The 17,419-nt window shown below is 67.0% G+C and carries 16 protein-coding genes; 5 read left to right on the plus strand and 11 right to left on the minus strand.

The genetic code is table 11. The features are described from left to right. Positions 1–188: 188 nt before the first annotated feature. The 5 genes from ACIQLF_RS03135 to ACIQLF_RS03155 all read right to left on the minus strand — a co-directional run bounded on the left by ACIQLF_RS03135 (position 189) and on the right by ACIQLF_RS03155 (position 6,247). Positions 189–1,829: a dipeptide ABC transporter ATP-binding protein gene (locus ACIQLF_RS03135; protein WP_400294216.1), complete on the minus strand. Its 1,641-nt coding sequence runs from the start codon at positions 1,827–1,829 to the stop codon at positions 189–191. Continuing rightward, positions 1,826–2,728 (minus strand): ABC transporter permease, encoded by a 903-nt coding sequence (locus tag ACIQLF_RS03140; protein ID WP_400294218.1) that lies wholly within the window; start codon positions 2,726–2,728, stop codon positions 1,826–1,828. Before ACIQLF_RS03140 ends, ACIQLF_RS03135 begins: the two co-directional genes overlap by 4 nt. Next, positions 2,725–3,690: an ABC transporter permease gene (locus tag ACIQLF_RS03145; protein WP_400294220.1), complete on the minus strand. Its 966-nt coding sequence runs from the start codon at positions 3,688–3,690 to the stop codon at positions 2,725–2,727. Before ACIQLF_RS03145 ends, ACIQLF_RS03140 begins: the two co-directional genes overlap by 4 nt. 65 nt (positions 3,691–3,755) lie before the next feature. Beyond that, positions 3,756–5,423 carry an ABC transporter substrate-binding protein gene (locus ACIQLF_RS03150; RefSeq protein ID WP_400294222.1) on the minus strand — a complete coding sequence of 556 codons (1,668 nt, stop codon included), beginning with the start codon at positions 5,421–5,423 and terminating at the stop codon, positions 3,756–3,758. Between the two features lie 218 nt (positions 5,424–5,641). After that, on the minus strand, positions 5,642–6,247 hold the full coding sequence (locus ACIQLF_RS03155) for an NAD(P)-dependent oxidoreductase (RefSeq protein WP_400294224.1): 606 nt from the start codon (positions 6,245–6,247) through the stop codon (positions 5,642–5,644). Positions 6,248–6,355: 108 nt separating this feature from the next. Between ACIQLF_RS03155 and ACIQLF_RS03160 the strand changes: the two genes are divergently transcribed. Beyond that, positions 6,356–6,733, plus strand: coding sequence for a winged helix-turn-helix transcriptional regulator (locus ACIQLF_RS03160; protein ID WP_400294226.1), 378 nt, complete (start codon positions 6,356–6,358; stop codon positions 6,731–6,733). A gap of 46 nt (positions 6,734–6,779) precedes the next feature. Here ACIQLF_RS03160 and ACIQLF_RS03165 read toward each other — a convergent pair whose 3' ends face one another. Then, positions 6,780–7,550, minus strand: a complete 771-nt coding sequence (locus ACIQLF_RS03165) for a DUF2182 domain-containing protein (RefSeq protein ID WP_400294228.1) — start codon at positions 7,548–7,550, stop codon at positions 6,780–6,782. A gap of 28 nt (positions 7,551–7,578) precedes the next feature. Then, the gene (locus ACIQLF_RS03170) at positions 7,579–8,184 is read right to left on the minus strand and encodes a DUF1326 domain-containing protein (RefSeq protein ID WP_400294230.1); all 606 of its coding nucleotides are present in this window, start codon (positions 8,182–8,184) and stop codon (positions 7,579–7,581) included. A gap of 305 nt (positions 8,185–8,489) precedes the next feature. Here ACIQLF_RS03170 and ACIQLF_RS03175 point away from each other — a divergent pair, with 305 nt between their 5' ends. The 4 genes from ACIQLF_RS03175 (at position 8,490) to ACIQLF_RS03190 (ending at position 13,757) form a co-directional block, all read left to right on the plus strand. Then, entirely contained in the window at positions 8,490–10,121 is a 1,632-nt protein-coding gene (locus ACIQLF_RS03175) for an FAD-dependent oxidoreductase (RefSeq protein ID WP_400294232.1), read from the plus strand. 67 nt (positions 10,122–10,188) lie between these two features. Continuing rightward, on the plus strand, positions 10,189–11,487 hold the full coding sequence (locus ACIQLF_RS03180; RefSeq protein ID WP_400294234.1) for a cytochrome P450: 1,299 nt from the start codon (positions 10,189–10,191) through the stop codon (positions 11,485–11,487). Between the two features lie 134 nt (positions 11,488–11,621). Then, a complete protein-coding gene (locus tag ACIQLF_RS03185) occupies positions 11,622–12,074 on the plus strand; it encodes a DUF4383 domain-containing protein (RefSeq protein ID WP_400294236.1) in 453 nt (150 codons plus the stop codon). A 219-nt stretch (positions 12,075–12,293) separates the two neighbouring features. Continuing rightward, the gene (locus ACIQLF_RS03190; RefSeq protein WP_400294238.1) at positions 12,294–13,757 is read left to right on the plus strand and encodes an L-lactate permease; all 1,464 of its coding nucleotides are present in this window, start codon (positions 12,294–12,296) and stop codon (positions 13,755–13,757) included. A 170-nt stretch (positions 13,758–13,927) separates the two neighbouring features. On the opposite strand, the gene ACIQLF_RS03195 is transcribed toward ACIQLF_RS03190, so the two are convergent. The 4 genes from ACIQLF_RS03195 to ACIQLF_RS03210 form a co-directional block, all read right to left on the minus strand. After that, the gene (locus ACIQLF_RS03195; protein ID WP_400294240.1) at positions 13,928–14,716 is read right to left on the minus strand and encodes a hypothetical protein; all 789 of its coding nucleotides are present in this window, start codon (positions 14,714–14,716) and stop codon (positions 13,928–13,930) included. Between the two features lie 311 nt (positions 14,717–15,027). Next, a complete protein-coding gene (locus ACIQLF_RS03200) occupies positions 15,028–15,324 on the minus strand; it encodes a DUF503 domain-containing protein (protein WP_400294242.1) in 297 nt (98 codons plus the stop codon). A 59-nt stretch (positions 15,325–15,383) separates the two neighbouring features. Further along, positions 15,384–16,646, minus strand: coding sequence for a PLP-dependent aminotransferase family protein (locus ACIQLF_RS03205; protein WP_400295016.1), 1,263 nt, complete (start codon positions 16,644–16,646; stop codon positions 15,384–15,386). 68 nt (positions 16,647–16,714) lie between these two features. Then, positions 16,715–17,398 (minus strand): GerMN domain-containing protein, encoded by a 684-nt coding sequence (locus tag ACIQLF_RS03210; protein ID WP_400294244.1) that lies wholly within the window; start codon positions 17,396–17,398, stop codon positions 16,715–16,717. Positions 17,399–17,419: the final 21 nt, after the last annotated feature.

Below are 17,419 nucleotides of genomic sequence, written 5' to 3' on the forward strand. Positions count from 1 at the left end.
GCTTAAAGCATCTCGCCACGCTCCGACAGTTTGCGCCCGGATCGGGCGGCTTGGCCAACCGTCGTATCCTTCGTTGTAGTGGTGTTCGTAGCCGTCGAAGTCCTGGATTGCGTTGCCGGTGCAAGAGGAGTTGCCACAGCTGCATGGGGGCGCAATACTTCTACGCCTGAACCAGGTTCGCATCCGGCTCAATCGCCGGCGAAGATCCTCGGAGAGGCGCTGAGCAGCGCCCGGGTGTAGGGGTGCTGCGGGTCGTTGAAGACTGACTCGACGGGCCCTGATTCCACGACGGATCCGCCCTGCATGACCAACACGTCGTCGCTCATGTGCCTGACCACGGCAAGGTCGTGGGAAATGAACAGGTAGCTGAGGCCCAGCTTGCGCTGCAGGTCATCGAGCAGGTCGAGGACCTGCGCCTGGATCGAGACATCCAGCGCGGAAACGGGTTCGTCGCAGATGAGCACGCGCGGGTTCGGCGCCAGAGCCCGGGCGATCGCCAGTCGTTGGCGTTGCCCGCCGGAAAGCGTGGCGGGGTTCCGGGCCGACAGCGAGGTCTCCAGCCCCACCAATCCGAGCAGCTCGTCGATGCGCGCCCGGTGGGCCCGCGGGTTGCGGGTGGCCCCGGCGCTGAGGGCGTCGGCCAGCAGCTTCTCCACGCTCATGCGCGGGTCGAAGGAGGAGAGCGGGTCCTGGTAGATGGCCCCGAGCTTCGGCCTCGTGGCCCGGCGTTCCGATTCGCGCAGGGCACTCCACTGCTCGCCGAAGAGCTCGACGGAGCCGCTATCCGGGGCCAACAGCCCCAGCACCATGCGTGCGGTGGTGGTCTTGCCCGACCCGGATTCGCCGACCACGCCGAGGGTCTGCCCGGCCAGGAGTTCGAATCCGACATCCGATACCGCAGCGAAGTCCTTGCGTCCCGGGGCCCGGAAGGTCTTCGACAACGACCGGGCCGTGATCACCGGGACGGGGTCTTGGGCGGGGGACGGTCCCGCCTGGACTTCGATGCCGGACGGGGTTTCGGCGGCGGGGGAGAGCCTGGTGTGGCGCGGCTTGCCGGCCGGCACCGCGCGCAGCAGCCGCTTGGTGTACTCGTGTTGCGGGTCGCCGAGGACCTGTTCGGCGGGACCCGATTCCACGATGCGCCCCGACTGCATGACGGCGATCGAATCGGCCACCCGGGACACCGCGGCCAGGTCGTGGCTGATCATCAGCATGGCCGAGCCCTGTTGGCGCAGCTCGCCCAGCAGGTCCAGCACCTGCGCGGCGATCGTGGCGTCAAGGGCGGTCGTCGGCTCGTCGGCGATGAGCAGCGCAGGGTCCAGGGCGATGGCGGAGGCTATCAGAGCGCGCTGGCGCATGCCCCCGGACAGTTCCCCGGAGAGCTGCCCGGCCCGCAGCGCCGGGTCATCCAGCCCCACGGATTCCAGCAACTCCAGCACGCGGGAAGCGCGTTGGGCGGGGGAAACGTCGGTGTGCAGGCGCAGCGCGTCGTCGATTTCCCGGCCGATCCTGCGCAGCGGGTCCAGCGAGGTCAGCGCGTCCTGCAGGATGAAGCCGACGTCCTTGCCGCGCAGCCCGCGCCACGCACGTTGGCCCAGTGCCCGGACGTCGCGGCCGGCCAGGGACATGGCCTCGGCCCGCACCAAGGAGCGGGGGCCTGCCAAGCCGATCAGCGAGCGCGCCGTGACGGATTTGCCCGAACCGGATTCCCCGACCAGCGCCAGGCAGGAGCCCGGCTGCAGGGAGAACGACACGTCGCGGACCACGTGGTTGGCGCCGAAGGAGACGTTGAGGTTGCGCACCTCGAGCGCGGGAACGGATCCGTTCATCGCTTCCCGCCCTCCGTGTTCAGCAGACGCGAGAGCACCGTGGCGGCGGCGGCGACCAGCACGATGGCCAGGCCGGGGAAGAACGTCATCCACCAGGCCAGGGACAGGTAGGTGCGCCCGGCGGAGAGCATCGCACCCCACTCGGGGGCCGGCGGCGGGGCGCCGAGGCCCAGGAAGCTCAGCGAGGCGGCCCAGAGCACGGCCTGGCCCAGTCCCAGGGTGCCGAGCACCGCGATCGGGGCCAGCGCGTTGGGCAGCAGGTGGGTGGTGAGGATCCTGGCGCGGCTGCGACCCAACACCGTGGCGGCCTCCACCATGGGGGAGTTGCGCAGCGCGATGAGCTGGCCGCGGATCAGCCGGGCGTAGCCGGGCGCGGTGGTCAGCCCGACGGCGACCACCGTGGTGCCCACGCCGGGTCCGGCCAGGGCGATGAACACCAGGGCCAGCAGCAGCCCGGGCAGCGCAAAGAGCACCTCGAGGAAACGCCCGACGCCTGCATCCAGCCAGCGGCCGCCGAAGCCGGCGACCGTGCCCAGGACCAGCGCGAGGCCCAGCCCGATGGCCGTGGCTGCGGCGCCGATCAGCAGCGAGGGGCGTGCGCCGTGGATGATGCGCGAGTAGATGTCGCGCCCGGATTCGTCGGTGCCCAGCAGGTGGCCGGGGCCCGGGGGAGAGAACGCGTCGGCGGGGTTGATGGCCAGCGGGTCGAAGGGGGCCAGCCAGGAGGGAACGATGGCGGCGAGCACGAAGAAGCCGAGTACCAGCACCGGGAAGGCCAGCCGGAGCCGGGCAACCCACTCGTGGGAACCGCCGAGGGCCCGCAGCTTGCTCCGGTGCCCGGCGAGCACCGGGTCGCCGGGTGGCAGCTCGTGCGGCGGTTCGTGTTTCACCAGGGTCATGCCGCACGCACCCTGGGGTCGGCGAGGCGCTCGGCGAGGTCGGAGAACGCCATGATCACCACGTAGGCGGCGGCCGAAAGCAGCGCGACGCCCGTGACCATCGGGATGTCGCGCGCGGTCACCGCGGAGAGCAGGCTGCGGCCCAGCCCCGGGCGGGCGAAGATCGACTCGACCACCACCGCGCCGGAGAGCAGGGAGCCGAACGCCCAGCCGGAGAGCGCGATGCCGGGCAGCGCCGCGTGGCGCAGGGCGTGGCGCAGCAGCACCCCGTTCTCGCTCTCGCCGCGCGCCCGTGCGGAGAGCGCAAAGGAGGAGGTGTGGGCATCGAGCATCGAGTCGCGCATGACCTGCCCCAGGAACCCGGCCAGCGGCAGCGCCAGGGTGGCCACGGGCAGCACCAGCCCGGCCGGGGTCTGCGTGCTCACCGGCGGCAGCCAGTCCAGTGTGGTGGAAAAGAGCAGGATCAGCACGCTGGCCAGCCAGAAGTGCGGGACGGCGGCGGAGACGATCTCCAGCCCGGAGGCCAGCGCGCGCCCGGCCGCGCCGCTGCGGATGGAGGCGGTGGCCACGGCAAGCGCCAGCACCCAGGCGACCAGCAGGGACAGCACAGCGAGCGTGAGCGTGGGCGGCACCAGCTCGCCGAGCACCTCGGCCACGGGGACCTTCAGCGAGTAGGAGGTGCCGAGGTCGCCGGTGGCCAGCCGCCACAGCTGGCCGAAGTATTGGATCGGCAACGGCTGGTCAAGCCCGTATTCGGCGCGGGCCAGCGCCAGCGCCTCGGCCGAGGCCTGCGAGCCGGGGCCGCCCATGATCGCCTCCGCCGGGTCGCCTGGAATCATCCGGATCCCGAAGAAGATCGCGGTGGCGACGGCCCACAGCACAAAGATCCCGCCACCGATTTTGCCCAGCGTCCAGTAGGCGACTTTCCCAAGTCGCGTGCCGGATCGCGGTGGCGGTTTCATCGGTGGGCGGGATCTTCGTTCGCTGGTGGTGCTCGCTGGTGGTGCGGCGGCCTAGGCCGGGGTGGTTACTTGCTGAGCCAGGTGTCGAAGAACGTCGGCGAGGCAACCGCGGTGGTGGTCCCCACGCCCTGGGTCTTGGCCGAGTACAGGAAGTGGTTCTGCTGATCGTACAACGGAAGCAGGTAGTAACCCTCAAGCACCAGCTTCTGAGCCTTGGCGTACAGGTCCTTGCGCTCGGCGTCGTCCTTGGTGGAACCCGCGGTTTCCAGCAGCTTGTCCAGCTCCGGGTTCTTCACCTGGGACAGGTTGGCGAAGTAGCCCGACGGGGCGGGGATCGTGGAATCCGAGTGGAAGAGGATGCTCAGCACGCTCGGGCCGACCTTGGTGTACGGGGCGGAGACCAGGTTGTAGTTGTGCTGGAATAATTCGCCGTACCAGCTGGAAAGGTCCAGCAGGTTGATCTTGATCTCGATGCCGGATTCCTTGGCGGTGGCCTGCAGCTGCTCGAAGAGCGACTGCTCGGCGGGGATCGACTGGCTGGTGCTCACCGGGAAGACCAGGGACAGGCGCTTGCCGTCCTTGGTGCGGTAGCCCTCGGCGTCGCGCTGCGTGTAGCCGGCTGCGTCAAGCAGCTCGCCGGCCTTGGCCGGGTCGTAGGCAAAGAGCGATTCCTCGCTGAAGCCCAGCGGCTCGACGCTGGAGAGCGGGGAGTAGGATCGCTTGGCGGTGCCGAAGAAGAGCGAGTCGACGCCGGCGTTGACGTTCACCGCGTGGATGAAGGCCTCGCGCACGCGCACGTCGTCGAACGGCGCCTTGGAGGAGTTCAGCTCGATGCGGTTGGAGGCGCCGGGACGCGGGGCATCGAGGTGCTTGATGGTGTCGTTCTTCGCGGCGGCGGCAATGGTGTCCGGCTGCGCGTTGTCGATGATGTTGACCTCGCCGGCCTGCAGGGCCGCGTAGCGGGTTGCCGCCTCCGGAATGAAGCGCCAGGTGATGCCCTCAAGGTAGGCGGGGCCCGCGTGGGACGGGGAGTCGGTTGGCTGGACGTAGTCGGCGTTGCGGACCAGGTTCACCGAGTCCTGCTTCTTCCAGGATTCGACCTTGAACGGGCCGGTGCCCACCGGGGCCGCGCAGTTCTCTTCCTGGGAGCGCTTCAGCGCGGTGGGGGACTCGATGGCGACCCACGGCATGGAGAAGGACTCCAGCAGTGCGTTGTCCGGGGTGGAGAGCTTCAGCTCCAGGGTCGAGGCGTCGACCGCCTTCATGGTCTTGATCTTGCCCAGGGCCAGGTAGCCGGTGGAGGAGGCGGTCTTCGGGTCGCGCAGGTGCTCGAAGTTGGCCTTCACGGCCGCGGCGTCAAGCTCGGTGCCGTCGGTGAACTTGATGCCTTCGCGGATCTTCACGGTGCGCGTGAGTCCGTCGTCGGAAACGGTGGAGCCGCTTGCCAGCCACGGGACCAGTTCGCCCTTGGCGTCCTTGGTGTAGAGCGTCTCGAGGTACTGCGAGGAGACCAGAGCCTGCGGGTAGTTGCCGCCCACGTGCGGGTCCAGGCAGCTGGGCTCGGCGTCGCCGGAGGCGTAGACCAGGGTGCCGCCGGATACCGGGGTTCCGGCGTCGTTGCCGGCTCCCGGGGCCGGGGCGGGGGTGGAGGTGCAGCCTGCCAGGAGAAGGGCGGCGGCCAGCATGGCGCTCGTGGACAGAACGCGGGGTGCCAGGGTGCGGGCGTGAATCATGGAACAACTTCCTGCATGAAGATGATGTCGTGGGGGTCGGGCACAGCACATCAACGTGCGCGCACCGCATCCACCATAGATCAGCCGATGCTGATGGGGTCGACACTGTGCGCGAGGTCATAGTCGCCGGCGCGCGATTGACTGTTGGCTAAACGCGGCAGAGCGTGTGTCGCAACCCCAAGTGGGGTTGCGACACACGCCCTGGCGCCAGGCCTTGGTTAGGCGCTGGCCACGGTGAAGCGGCGGTGCAGGTGCTTCGGGTCCTCGATCTCGTCGAGCGCGGCGACGGCAAAATCGCCGGTGCTCACGTGGTCGCCGGCCGGCGAATCGTTGCCCAATACAATCGACCCGGTGGCCGGGCCCGGTGCGATTGCCGGTGCCGGGGCCAGCATGGTCCAGTCCAGGCCGGAAGCCGAGGTGTAGAAGTCCAGGATGGTGCCCATGGTGCGGGCCTCGGGCATGTAGGCCTCGGGGAAGCCCGGGGTGTCAACCAAGCGGACGCCGTTGACCTCGGTGGCGCCGGCTCCGCCAACGACAAAGAGGCGTGCCGGGACGAGGGTCTCGGAGATTTCCTCGTGGGCGTCGATGAAGGCCTGGTGGTCCTCGCCGGTGCGCGATGGCGGAACGGCGAGCACGACGACGTCGTTCTCGGCGGCGAGCTTGCGGTAGGCGGAAATGTCGCTCAGGTTGGCCGTGGCGCTGGTGGTTCCCTCGACGGTCTTGCCCGAGTGTGAAACGGCAGTGACCTGGTGTCCGCGGTTCAAGGCTTCGGCAACGATCTGGCTGCCAACCATGCCGGTTGCTCCGTAAACGGCAATTTTCATGATGCGTTCCCTTCGGGTTGCTGGTGCGGGTTCTGGCGTCCCGCGCCGGGTAAGTTTCTCAATAGTATCCACTTGATACCGAGTACCTCAACGTAATATGGTTACCGCATGGATACTGAGGCCAAGGATTTCGATGTCATGACCCTCGGCTGCCCGTCGCGGGTCATCATGCAGCGGCTCGGCGACAAATGGACGCCGCTGGTGTTCCTGGCCCTGAAAGACGGACCACGTCGCTTCTCCCAACTGCGCAGCGACATCGGCGGCGTCACCCCCAAGGTTCTCACCCAGACGCTGCGCTCGCTAGAACGTGACGGATTGTTGAACCGCACCATCTACCCCGAGGTTCCGCCGCGCGTGGAGTACGAGCTCACGGATTTGGGCCGCACGGTGCTCGGCCCGCTGGAAGTCATCCGGGAATGGTCGCAGGACCATGCCGCGCTGATCCTGCAGGCACGCGACGACTACGACGAGAGCCACGACGCCTAGGCCATTCTTGGGGACACTCGCGAGTTCCCGGAAAACTGTCGGGCCCCTACATGTCCATTCCGGGATCCATGCCCGGATCCATGGCAGGGTCGAGGTGCAGTCCCGGCAACAGCCCGGGGAAGAACGGAACGACGAGGGCGAAGGCGATCAGGCAGACGCCGACGACGCGGCTGAAAGCGACCCCGTGCCGCCACGTCTTTTCCAGAAGGACCACCGCCGCAATGACGGCCATCCACGCCAGGTTCATGGTGCCGACGACGATCAGCACGAGCATCAGGCCCCAGCAGCATCCGGTGCAGTACGCCCCGTGGTAGATGCCGGTCCGCACGTCGCGCAGCGGACCCTTGTAGCCCGATACGTGCAGAAGCAACGTCACGGGGGATCTGCAGTGCCGGAGGCAGAGATTCTTCAGCGGCGTGAGCTGGTAGGCCCCGGCCGCTACCAGCAGGACGGCGCCCACCCACGGCGCGGCCGCCGGTGCCCGCGCGGCCAAGGCCCCACCGAGTGCCGCGGCACCGTAGGCCAGGATGCCGAACAACGCCCAGACCGCCAGATAGCCGGCGACGAGGGCCACGGTGCGGGCCGTCCTGATCCAGCCGTTGGGCACCGACCGGAGGGACCTGAGATACACGCCCAAGAGGGGCGCCAGCGCCGGCAACATCATCGCCGACATCATCAGTTCCCAGCCGACCAAGTACCCGAACAGGCCCAGACCCATCGTGCCTGGGCCAACGGGCATGCGGGCCGCAGCCAGGATGGTGAAATACCAGGCAACCAGGGCGCAAGCCAGCAGGGTCAGCAACCCCGGAAGAGGCATTACCGTGAGGGCTGCGCGCCTGGCCGTGTCAGGCCGCCCAGGTGAAGGGTGCCGAGAAGGAGTTCTTGCCGGCATTGTCCCATTCCATTCCGAAGACATCGACGGTGCCGGTGCTGCCGGTGCCTGCGGCCAAGGTGTCCGCGGGGAAGCCGACGCCGCTGACCCGGACCCCCAGTCCCGTGGCATCGAGCGGGGAAACGAAGTCCTCGACGTCGACGGTGATGGCGTCGCCCACCTGGACCCGGTGGCGGCGTCCGTCGTCGGAATAATTGATCTCGTGGGACTCCATGCCGGCCATCTCGCCGATCAGCGGGACCAGGCCCGCCATCGGCCCGCCTGCTTGTCCGCCGAACACGGAGCCGAGGGCCTCTGCCTGTTCGGGAGAAGCTGCCGCGTCCATCAGCACGCCGATCTTCCAGCCACCCTCGCTCATCATCTGCGGGGCGTCGCCGACCAGGCAAACCGTAAGCCCGCCGACTTCAATGCCGTTGATCTCCCCGGTATCGACGTGGAACGCCAGCGCCACTTGGCAACGTTCGTAGTCGGCCGGTGCGGTAAACCCCGAGGTTGCGCAGGGACAGATGGAATCGCAATTGCAGTTTTCGAAGTATGTGCCTTCAATATGCCAGCCCATGGTGGGCTCCTTCCGGATTTTCCCCCCCAGCTCGCATTAAGTTTGCACCTGCCCGGAAGACCGGTCAATACGCGGACGACCACCGGATCGGGCCAGCGCTGCAAGTTCTTGGACCCCTCCGGAACCGACGCCGATCCGTGTTTGCGCGCGTCGCTTTCGCCCGTCCGAGAGCCACGCGAACGGAGCCCCGGCGGCTGCCGCAAGGCGCTCACACGGTACTGCCAGCTGCCGCCCTTTCCCTGCCCCGGTGCCAGGCCTAGACTCAAAAATGATGCCCCAGGGTCGGAACAAGGAAAGAGTTCGATATGCGACTCGTCGTCGACCTCACCAAATGCCAAGGCTATGCACAATGCGCCTTCCTCGCGCCGGATGTCTTTTCCATCCAGGGCGACGAAGCGCTGGTCTATGACCCGAATCCCTCCGAGGAGCAGCGCCGGCGCGTGCTGCGTGCCGCGGCCGCGTGCCCGGTCCAGGCCATCACGCTCGACAGGGTGGAGGGGGCCGCAACCCCGTCCCGCCCCGGCGCACCGCCGAAGGAAGCCGCCTCCGGCGACGGCAGCCAGGACACCTTCATGCAGACCGGGCGAATCGTGATCGTCGGTGCCTCGCTGGCCGGACTGCGGGCGGCCGAGAAGCTGCGCGAGGAGGGCTTCGCGGGGTCCTTGGCCCTGGTCGGCGACGAGCCGCACGAGCCCTACGACAGGCCGCCGCTGTCCAAGCAGGTCCCGGCCGGAATGGTTTCCCCCGAACACACGGACCTGCCCCGGCAGCGCGAGATCGACGCGGACTGGAGGCTGGGGGTCGCGGCCACGGGGCTGGACCTGCACGGCAAGCAGGTGCGCCTTGCCGACGGCACCGCGCTCGGCTTCGACAAGCTGCTGATCAGTACGGGAGTGCGGGCCCGGCCCTGGCCGAACTCGGAGGAAGCCGCGCTGAAGGGCGTGCTGACCCTGCGCACCCGCGAGGACGGCGCCCGGCTGCAGGAGCTGCTGGCAGCACGCCCCAAGCGTGTGCTGGTCATCGGTGCCGGGTTCATCGGCTCGGAGATCGCCTCAGTCTGCATCGAGCTGGGCCTGGACGTGACGGTGGCCGAGGCGGGACCGGCCCCGCTCGGGGCCGCGCTGGGCGGGGTGATCGGCGCGATCGCCGGGGAAATCCAGAAGGAGAACGGCGTCGACCTGCGTTGCGGTGTCCGGGTCACGGCTCTGGAGGGGGATTCGACCGGGCAATTGCGCAGGGTCCTCCTGTCCGACGGCACGACCCTCGAGGTCGACGTGGCCGTCGCGGCCCTCGGAGTGATCCGCAACGTCGACTGGCTGGAGGACTCGGGGCTGGCCTGCGGCCCCTGGGGCGTTGCCTGCGATGCGGGTTGCCGCGTCATCGACGCGAACGGTCTTGTCACCGACGACATCTTCGTCGCCGGCGACGTGGCACGGGCCCCGCAGCCGATGTTCGGCTACCAGTTCCTGGCCATCGAGCACTGGGGCAACGTCGTCTCCCAGGCGGAGGTGGCGGCGCACAACATGGTCACCGGGCAGCCGGGACGTTGGCCGCACCTGGCCGTCCCGAAGTTCTGGTCGGTCCAGTTCGGCCACGAAATCAAAAGCGTGGGGGTGCCGTCCGTAGCCGACCAGGTCGTCATCACCCAGGGTTCCGTGGCCCAGCGCCGGTTCCTGGCCGTCTACGGCTACAAGGGCCGCATCGTCGCGGCCGTCGCCTTCAACCAGAACAAGTGGGTGGAGTTCTACGAACCGCTGATCGAGCGGGCCGCCCCCTTCCCGCCGCCGCTCGCACTGGTCGACGAGCCCACGCACGCGGAGCCGGTCCCCGCAGGGTTCCACGCCATGGCCAGCCCCACCCAGGACGCGACGGTCGTGGTGACGGGGCACGACCCGGGGGAGCGCCGCGCCACGCTGAACCGCACGCCGCTGCGCTAACTTCCCCTGCCGGCCATTGAAGGACCGGCGCCAGTCAATCCTCCGCACGAACCAAGGAGCCAGCATCATGACCGTGCCAAGCATCTGGGACCGGGTCCTGGACTACTCCAACCGGCCCGACCCCTATCCGCTGTACCAGGAGATGCGCAAGACTCCCGTGAGCCAGCTGCCCGACGGCGCCTTCCTCGTGAGCACCTACGCGGAAATAGTCTCGCTGTTGCACGACCCGCGGGTCAGCTCCGACCTGAGCCGCAATCCCCACGCGTTGGCGATGGCGGCCGAAGCGGCGGGCGTGCGCGGCGCCGAGGAAAGGATCGAAGCCGCGACCGCGGCCCAGACAGAGGGGGACGGGGAAGTCGACGGCCGGCAGATGATGTCCAAGACCTTCCTGCTGATGGACCCTCCCGAGCACGACCGCATGCGGCGGCTGGCCATGCGGCATTTCGGGCCGCCGAACGCGCCGCGTCGGGTCTCGGACCTGGAACCCAAGATGCTGCGGCTGGTCACCGACTTGATCGACAAGATGGAGGGAAAGACCCGGATCGACTTCGTCGAGGACCTGGCCTACCCGTTCCCGGTGTCGGTGATCTGCGAGCTGCTGGGGGTCCCCGACGAGGACAAGGCCCGTTTCCGCGTCTGGGTGGACATGGCCCTGCAATCCACCGACCCCAGCCTGGACCTCGAAACACAGAAGGCGCGCGGCGAGGAGGCGGGCAAGGAACTGAACGCCTTCATGAGCGAGCTCGTCGCGGCGCACCAGGAAAACCCCGGCACCGACATGCTCTCCGCCATGGCCACCGACGACGGCCCCGAAGGCAGGATGACCACCGAGGAACTGGTCAGCGTCGGTCTGCTGTTGCTCATCGCGGGCCACGAGACCACAGTCAACCTGATCTCCAACGGAGCGCTGGCCCTGCTGCGCCACCCCGAGGTGCTCCAGCGGCTAAAGGATGACCCGGACCTTGCCATCCCGATGGTCGAGGAACTGCTGCGCTACGAACCCCCGGTGCACTTCGTGCCGTTCCGCACGGCGCTCGCCGACATCGAGGTCGCCGGGACCACGATCCCGGAAGGCTCAGCCATCACGCTGGTCCTTGGCGCCGGCAACCGCGACCCCGGCCACGTCACCGACCCGGACAGATTTGTGCCGGACCGGGAAAACAACGAGCACCTCGGCTTCGGCGGCGGCATCCACATGTGCTTCGGTGCGCCGCTGGCCCGGATGGAAGCCCAGGTCGCACTCTCCGAGATGGCCCGGCGGCTGCGGAACCCGCTGCTTGTCACCGACCCGCCGCCGTACCGGATCAGCCCGATCCTGCGCGGCCCGCTGCACCTGGAGATGGACATCGACGGCATCGAAGATTAGCGGTTGGCGCGGCGGGGCGGTGCTGGTTCGAAAAACTTCGGGCCGCCATCCAATCCGCACGCCCGAGGACTCCGAATACACAGTGTCAGCAACGCAGCAGGCGTTGGAGAACAATGTGATTCAAGGAGTTCATCATGGTTTCAACACACGCCACCACCCACCGAACCCTGGTGCAATACGCGGCACTGGCCGTGGGTGCGGTCTTCCTGCTGGTCGGAATCCTGGGATTCATCCCGGGCATCACCAGCAACACCGAACACCTCGGAATGGCCGGACACCACTCCGGCTCCATGCTGCTGGGGATCTTCCAGGTCTCGGTGCTGCACAACATCGTGCACCTGCTCTTCGGCGTCGCGGGCCTGGCCCTCGGGCGCAACGCGGTGGCGGCCAAGCGCTTCCTGGTGATCGGCGGCGTGATCTACCTGGTCCTTGGGTTCTACGGGGTCTTCATTGACCAGGCCAGCGCCGCCAACTTCGTTCCAGTCAATACGGCGGACAACGTGCTGCACTTTGTCCTCGGAGTGGGCATGGCCGCACTCGGGCTCATCCTGGGCAGGAGCGCGACCCCCGTGCACCGCATGGCCTAGAACCACTCCACTCTGAACTCGGGGCCCGGAATCCGTCGACCTGTTCTCTTCCATCAAACAGGCCGGCGGGTTTCGGGCCCTGTGTCGTGGACATGAAGCGGACCGCAGCACCCGAATCGGCCGGCATCCGGTCGCACGGGTAGTCTCGGCCTCGAAGGAATCCGCCCGAGGGCGTCCTCCCTCGATCCGCCGTGAGCAATCCAAAGGGGTAACCAAGACATGTTGGCCATCGCAGCCGCCCTCCCGATCGTGGTGGCCATGGCCCTGTTCCTTGCCCGGGCGAAGGCCATCAACATGGCGCTCTGGTCGCTGGCGACGGGGCTGGCCGTGGCCTTGGTGTTCTTCCCCGTCGGCCCCGAAAAATGGCTGGGTGCGGGGGTGCTCTTCGGTCCGACCATCCTCGAGGTGCTGCTGATCCTCTTTGGCGGCGTGCTGCTCTCCCGCATCACCACGGAGACCGGCGCGATGGCCAGCATCTCCGGTTGGCTGGGGCAAAGCGCATCCAACCTGCAGGCCGGCACGGTGCTGGTGGTGTTCGGGCTGGTGCCCTTCGCCGAATCCGTGACCGGTTTCGGGATCGGCGTGACGGTCGGAGTCCCGTTGCTGCTGCGGCTGGGCCACGACGTGCGGCGCGCCGCGGTCCTCAGCCTGCTGGGGCTGGTGGCGGTGCCGTGGGGAGCGCTGGGCCCGGGCACGCTGGTGGCCGCGGATCTGGCCGGCCTGAGCCTGTTTGACGTGGGCGTTCGCTCCGCCTTGTTGAGCCTGCCGGTCATGCTGGGTTCGGCACTCACCTGCTGGCTGGTCCTGCGCCGCGGAGCCGAATGCCCCGGCCGCCTGCTGGCCCACTTGGTTGCCGCCGCGCTGCTGCTCAACGGCGGGATCCTTGCCGCGAACCTGCTCATGGGCACGCCCCCGGCGGGAATCGTCGGCTCGTTGGTGGTGATCCTGGTGCACTTGGTGGCGTTCAAGGTCGCCGGCAGCCTGGTTCCGGCCGGGTCGCAGGTGCTGCGCTCGCTCCTGCCATACGCAGTGCTCGCCGCAGGACTCTTGCTGGCCCGGCTTGCCACCTCCGGGATGGAGGCCTCGCTGCTCAAGCGGGCGCTGGCCAGCGGCGGCGTGTGGCTGCTGATTGCGTGCCTGGTCGCGCACAGCATCGCCCCGGCATCGGGAAACGAGCCACGTCGGCTGGGCGGGCGCATGCGTGCGGCCTACCGTTCGTGGATTCCGGTCGGGGTGACCACTGGCGCCTTCACGGTGCTGGGTGCGGTCCTGGCGCTTTCGGGCATGGGGCAGGAATTGGGGTCGGCCCTTGCCTCGATGGGTCCGGCCTACCTGGTGCTGGGGCCCGTGGCCGGTGGGTTCGCGGGTTTCATCTCCGGGTCCAACACCGGGGCGAACTCGATGCTTTCCGCCACCCAGGCGCAGGCGGCGCTGGCAATGGGCTCGTCCGTGCTGCAGCTGGTGGCGGTCTCCAACGTGACGGCTTCCATGGCCACCATGCTGGCACCCTCGCGCATGCTGTTGGCCTATGAAATGGCCGCGCTGGATCCGGGCCGCGAGTCAGATCCGGAGGTTGAACACCCCAGCGAGCAGGAAGTCACGGCGTGGATCGCGCCGAGGATCGCCGCGCTGCTGGTGAGCGTGTGCCTGCTGCTGGGCGTGGTCACCTGGTTGGTCTACTAGTAGCGCTTGGTTAGGTTGGCGCCGCGAACGGGCACCAACCTAACCAAGCGCTACTAGTCGCTTATCAACCCAGCATTTGGCTGAGTCACCAACCTGATTCATGGCTCCGAAAACAATGGAAGGCGCCGGCCGGGTTTCCCCCGTCCGACGCCTTCACGAACCAACCGTTGCTACTTCTTCACGGTCAAAGTCTGCTTCAGCGTCTTGCTCTGCTCTTTGGACCAGACCTTGGTGGTGGTCTTCTGAACAGTAGCTGTGGTCTTGTACAGCTTCTCGAAAGGCAGGACGCCAACCTTGACGGTATTCACAGCCGCCATATCAACTTTCGGGGCGGTGGGCACGTCATCAAGCCAAAGAACGCTGTCCGACGAACCCGAGGGGGCCCATCCGGGAACTACGGCATCAGAGAAGTAGGCCACGGTTTCATACACGCCGTCGAACGCACCCTTGCATTCGAAGTACAAGGCAGTGGCCGGGATCGGGCTGGAACCCCCGACTTCAATATCACCATCCTCGGCACCGACTACTTCACAGGTCATGTTTACGAGCTTGCTCCCGTCGGAGACCAGTTTCGTGGTCTTGACGGTCTTGCTGGTCGTCTTGTTGGTCCACGTCTTGTACTTCGCGGTCGTCGTGACCGTGTACTTGCCGGCCTTGAGCTTGGCGGATGACACGTTCTTGGCGACGGTCTTCTTGCCCTGCTTCACGGTGATCTTCGACGAGGAGACCTTTGCCTGGCCCGAGGACTTCACCGAAGGCTTGACCGTGGCGGTCTTCGTCTTCTTGTTGACCGTGGCGGTCTTGATCTTGTTGATCGTGACCTTGGTCGGTGCCGTTTTGACTGCCTGCACGGCGGCGACGGGAGCGACCGGCGCTGCGCTTGCTGGCATGGTTCCGGCAACGACGAGCCCTGCGGACATGGTGAGCGCCAGAATGGGCGCAAAAATGCGTCGAGACATAGTTTCCCCAATGAATGTATGAGTGACAGGGAATACCACCCTAACAGCCGGCATTCCCTGTCAAGCGCATTGGAAGCGGGCCGTCAACAGGGTGTGCCTCGCTACCCGGCGATTCGTGACGGTGAGGATTCGGGTCGGATTTTCCGGTTCCAGGGCTGCCGCCAACTTCGGGCATCAATCCACTTTCACGGCCCTCGCGCTGAACTTACAGATCGGCCATCGTTCTACTTGCCGTGCTCATCTGGAGTTGGCTAATCGCGGATTCCGTATCAGGAGACACGCCATAGCCCGCCGGCCGTGCGCCGGAGCGGCTATTCGTCCTCGGAGGAATGCAGCCGGCGCCGGGCACTGAGCAATTCCACGTCAGGTCGCGCGGCGACCAGCCGCTCGATGCCGTCGAGCACCTCGATCACGTGCGCGGCATCGGCAGCGACAAGCCCCGCCGACACCCCGGCGCGCCGGTGCAGCTCCAGCTCTCCGGTCTCCGCGACGGAAACCTCGAACCGGCGCCTGATCTCGGCCATGATCGGGCGCACGACGGAGCGCTTGCCCTTGAGCGAGTGCACCTCGCCCAGCAACAGGTCGAACTCGATCCATCCAAACCACATGGATACATCATGCGCCACGCTCCGTGGCATTGCTGCGCCGACCGGGCCGCGGGCCGTTCCTAGGCGCTTGTGTTGGCCTCGATCGCCGCGGCGAGCACCGGCGCCAAGCGCCTGACGCCCTCGCGGATCTTTTCCTCCGGCACTGCGCTGAAGGCCAGACGCAGCCTGTGGCTCGGTGCGTCGTGCGGGCTGAAGGCTGCGCCCGGGATGAACACCACCCCGGCCTCGATGCCCTTGGCCAGTAGCGAGTAGGTGTCGATGCCCTCCGGCAGCGTCACCCAGATGAAGAAGCCGCCCTCCGGGCGGGTGTAGTGGACACCTGCCGGCATGTATTCGTCGAGCGCCCCAAGCATTGCCTCGCAGCGTGCCGAGTAGAGCGAGCGGTACTCATTGATCTGTCCGCGCCAATCGTGGCCCTTGAGGTATTCGCTGATCAGCATCTGATTCAGCGTTGCCGGGCACAGCGAGACGGCCTCGGCCGCAAGGTAGAAGCGGCGGAAGAGGTGCTCCGGAACCAGCGCCCAGCCGATGCGCAGGCCGGGGGCCAGTATCTTGGAGAACGAACCCATGTAGATCACGTGGTTCGGGTTGCCGGCGCGCAGCGGCTTGATGGGCTCGCCCGAGTAACGCAGCATCCCGTACGGGTTGTCCTCCAGCACCAGGATGTTCTCCGCGGCGCAGATGTCCACGATTTCTTGGCGGCGCTCGGCCGCAAGCGTGATGCCGGAGGGGTTGTTGAAGTTCGGGATCGTGTAGAGGAACTTGATGTTCGCGCCGGCCTGGCGCAGTTCCGCGATGCGCTCGGTCAGTGCCGAGGGAATCAGCCCGTGTTCGTCGGTGGCGATCGGTTCGACCTTGGCCTGGTAGGCCTCGAACGTGTTCAACGCACCCACGTAGGTGGGATCCTCGCAGAGCACCGTGTCGCCCGGGTTGCAGAACACCTTGCAGGCCACGTCCTGGGCGGACTGGGACCCGGTGGTGATCACGATGTTGTCGGGGTTCGCATCGGTGATGCCTTCCTCCGCCATGACCTCGCAGATCTGTGCGCGCAGTTCCTCGGTGCCCTGGCCGCTGCCGTATTGGAGGGCGCTCATGCCCTCCTCGACGATCAGCCGGTTGGCCATCTCGCCGAGCTTGGCCAGCGGCAGCGACTGCAGGTAGGGGTTTCCGCCGGCCAGCGAGACAAGCGTCGGGTCGAGCGAGAGTTCAAAGACGTCTCGCACGGCCGACTGCTTGATGTGGGATGCACGTTCGGAGAACAGAGTCTCGTGGCGTGAAAGGGACTCGGCGCGTGCAAGCGCAAGCTCGGATTCGCCGCTCATGTCGGCTTCAGTTTGTGACCTCACACACGCACCCTATCAACATTTGTTGCCTATAAGTCAACAGTTTTCTATTTTTGGCTCAGTATTTTTTCGATGTCCGATCCATTGACCAGGATCCGCGCGCCGCCCACGCCCGCCGCAACCTTTGCCGTGTATTTCAGCTGTTCGATGATGCGCGGGTCATCGCAGGTGCCGCCCGACATCACGGTTCCGCTGAGGTTGACCGTGACCTGGTCGCCCTTCACGGTGGAGGACTTGTAGCTCAGGTTGGATGCGGCCACGGCGTTCTTGAGTCCCGATTCCCCGTGGGTTGGAGAGTTGTCCTTCAGCAGGGCGTTCATTGCCGCCTCGACCTTGTTGGTGAATGCCACCGGGCCGGTTTCCGTCGCCACCAGGGTGTCCCCGCAGCCGATCTTGGGTCCCGAGACCCCCTCCTGGTTGTCCACGGCCACGTAGAACACCGTGAGTTTCGCCGTCTTGGTGCTGGGCGATGCGGGCGCGCTGGAAGGGCTCGACGATGCCGATGGGCTGGAAGGGCGTGCGCTCATGGTCGGTGTCGGGCTCGCGGAGACGGTGTTGCTCGGGGACTGGATGGCGGAAGTGCTCCCGGGCACGGGAGGCTCTGCGGGAGAGCATCCGCTCAATGCCAAACCGAGCAAGCCTGCGATCAAAACCGTCGCATAGGGCGCGGGCTTCTGGCGGAACGACATGTTGACCTCCTGGGTCGGGGATTCGCGGACACTTGTGCCCACCGTAGTGAGCCTTGGATTGGG

The organism is Paeniglutamicibacter sp. NPDC091659 (genome assembly GCF_044756805.1).
Classification (GTDB): Bacteria; Actinomycetota; Actinomycetes; order Actinomycetales; family Micrococcaceae; genus Paeniglutamicibacter.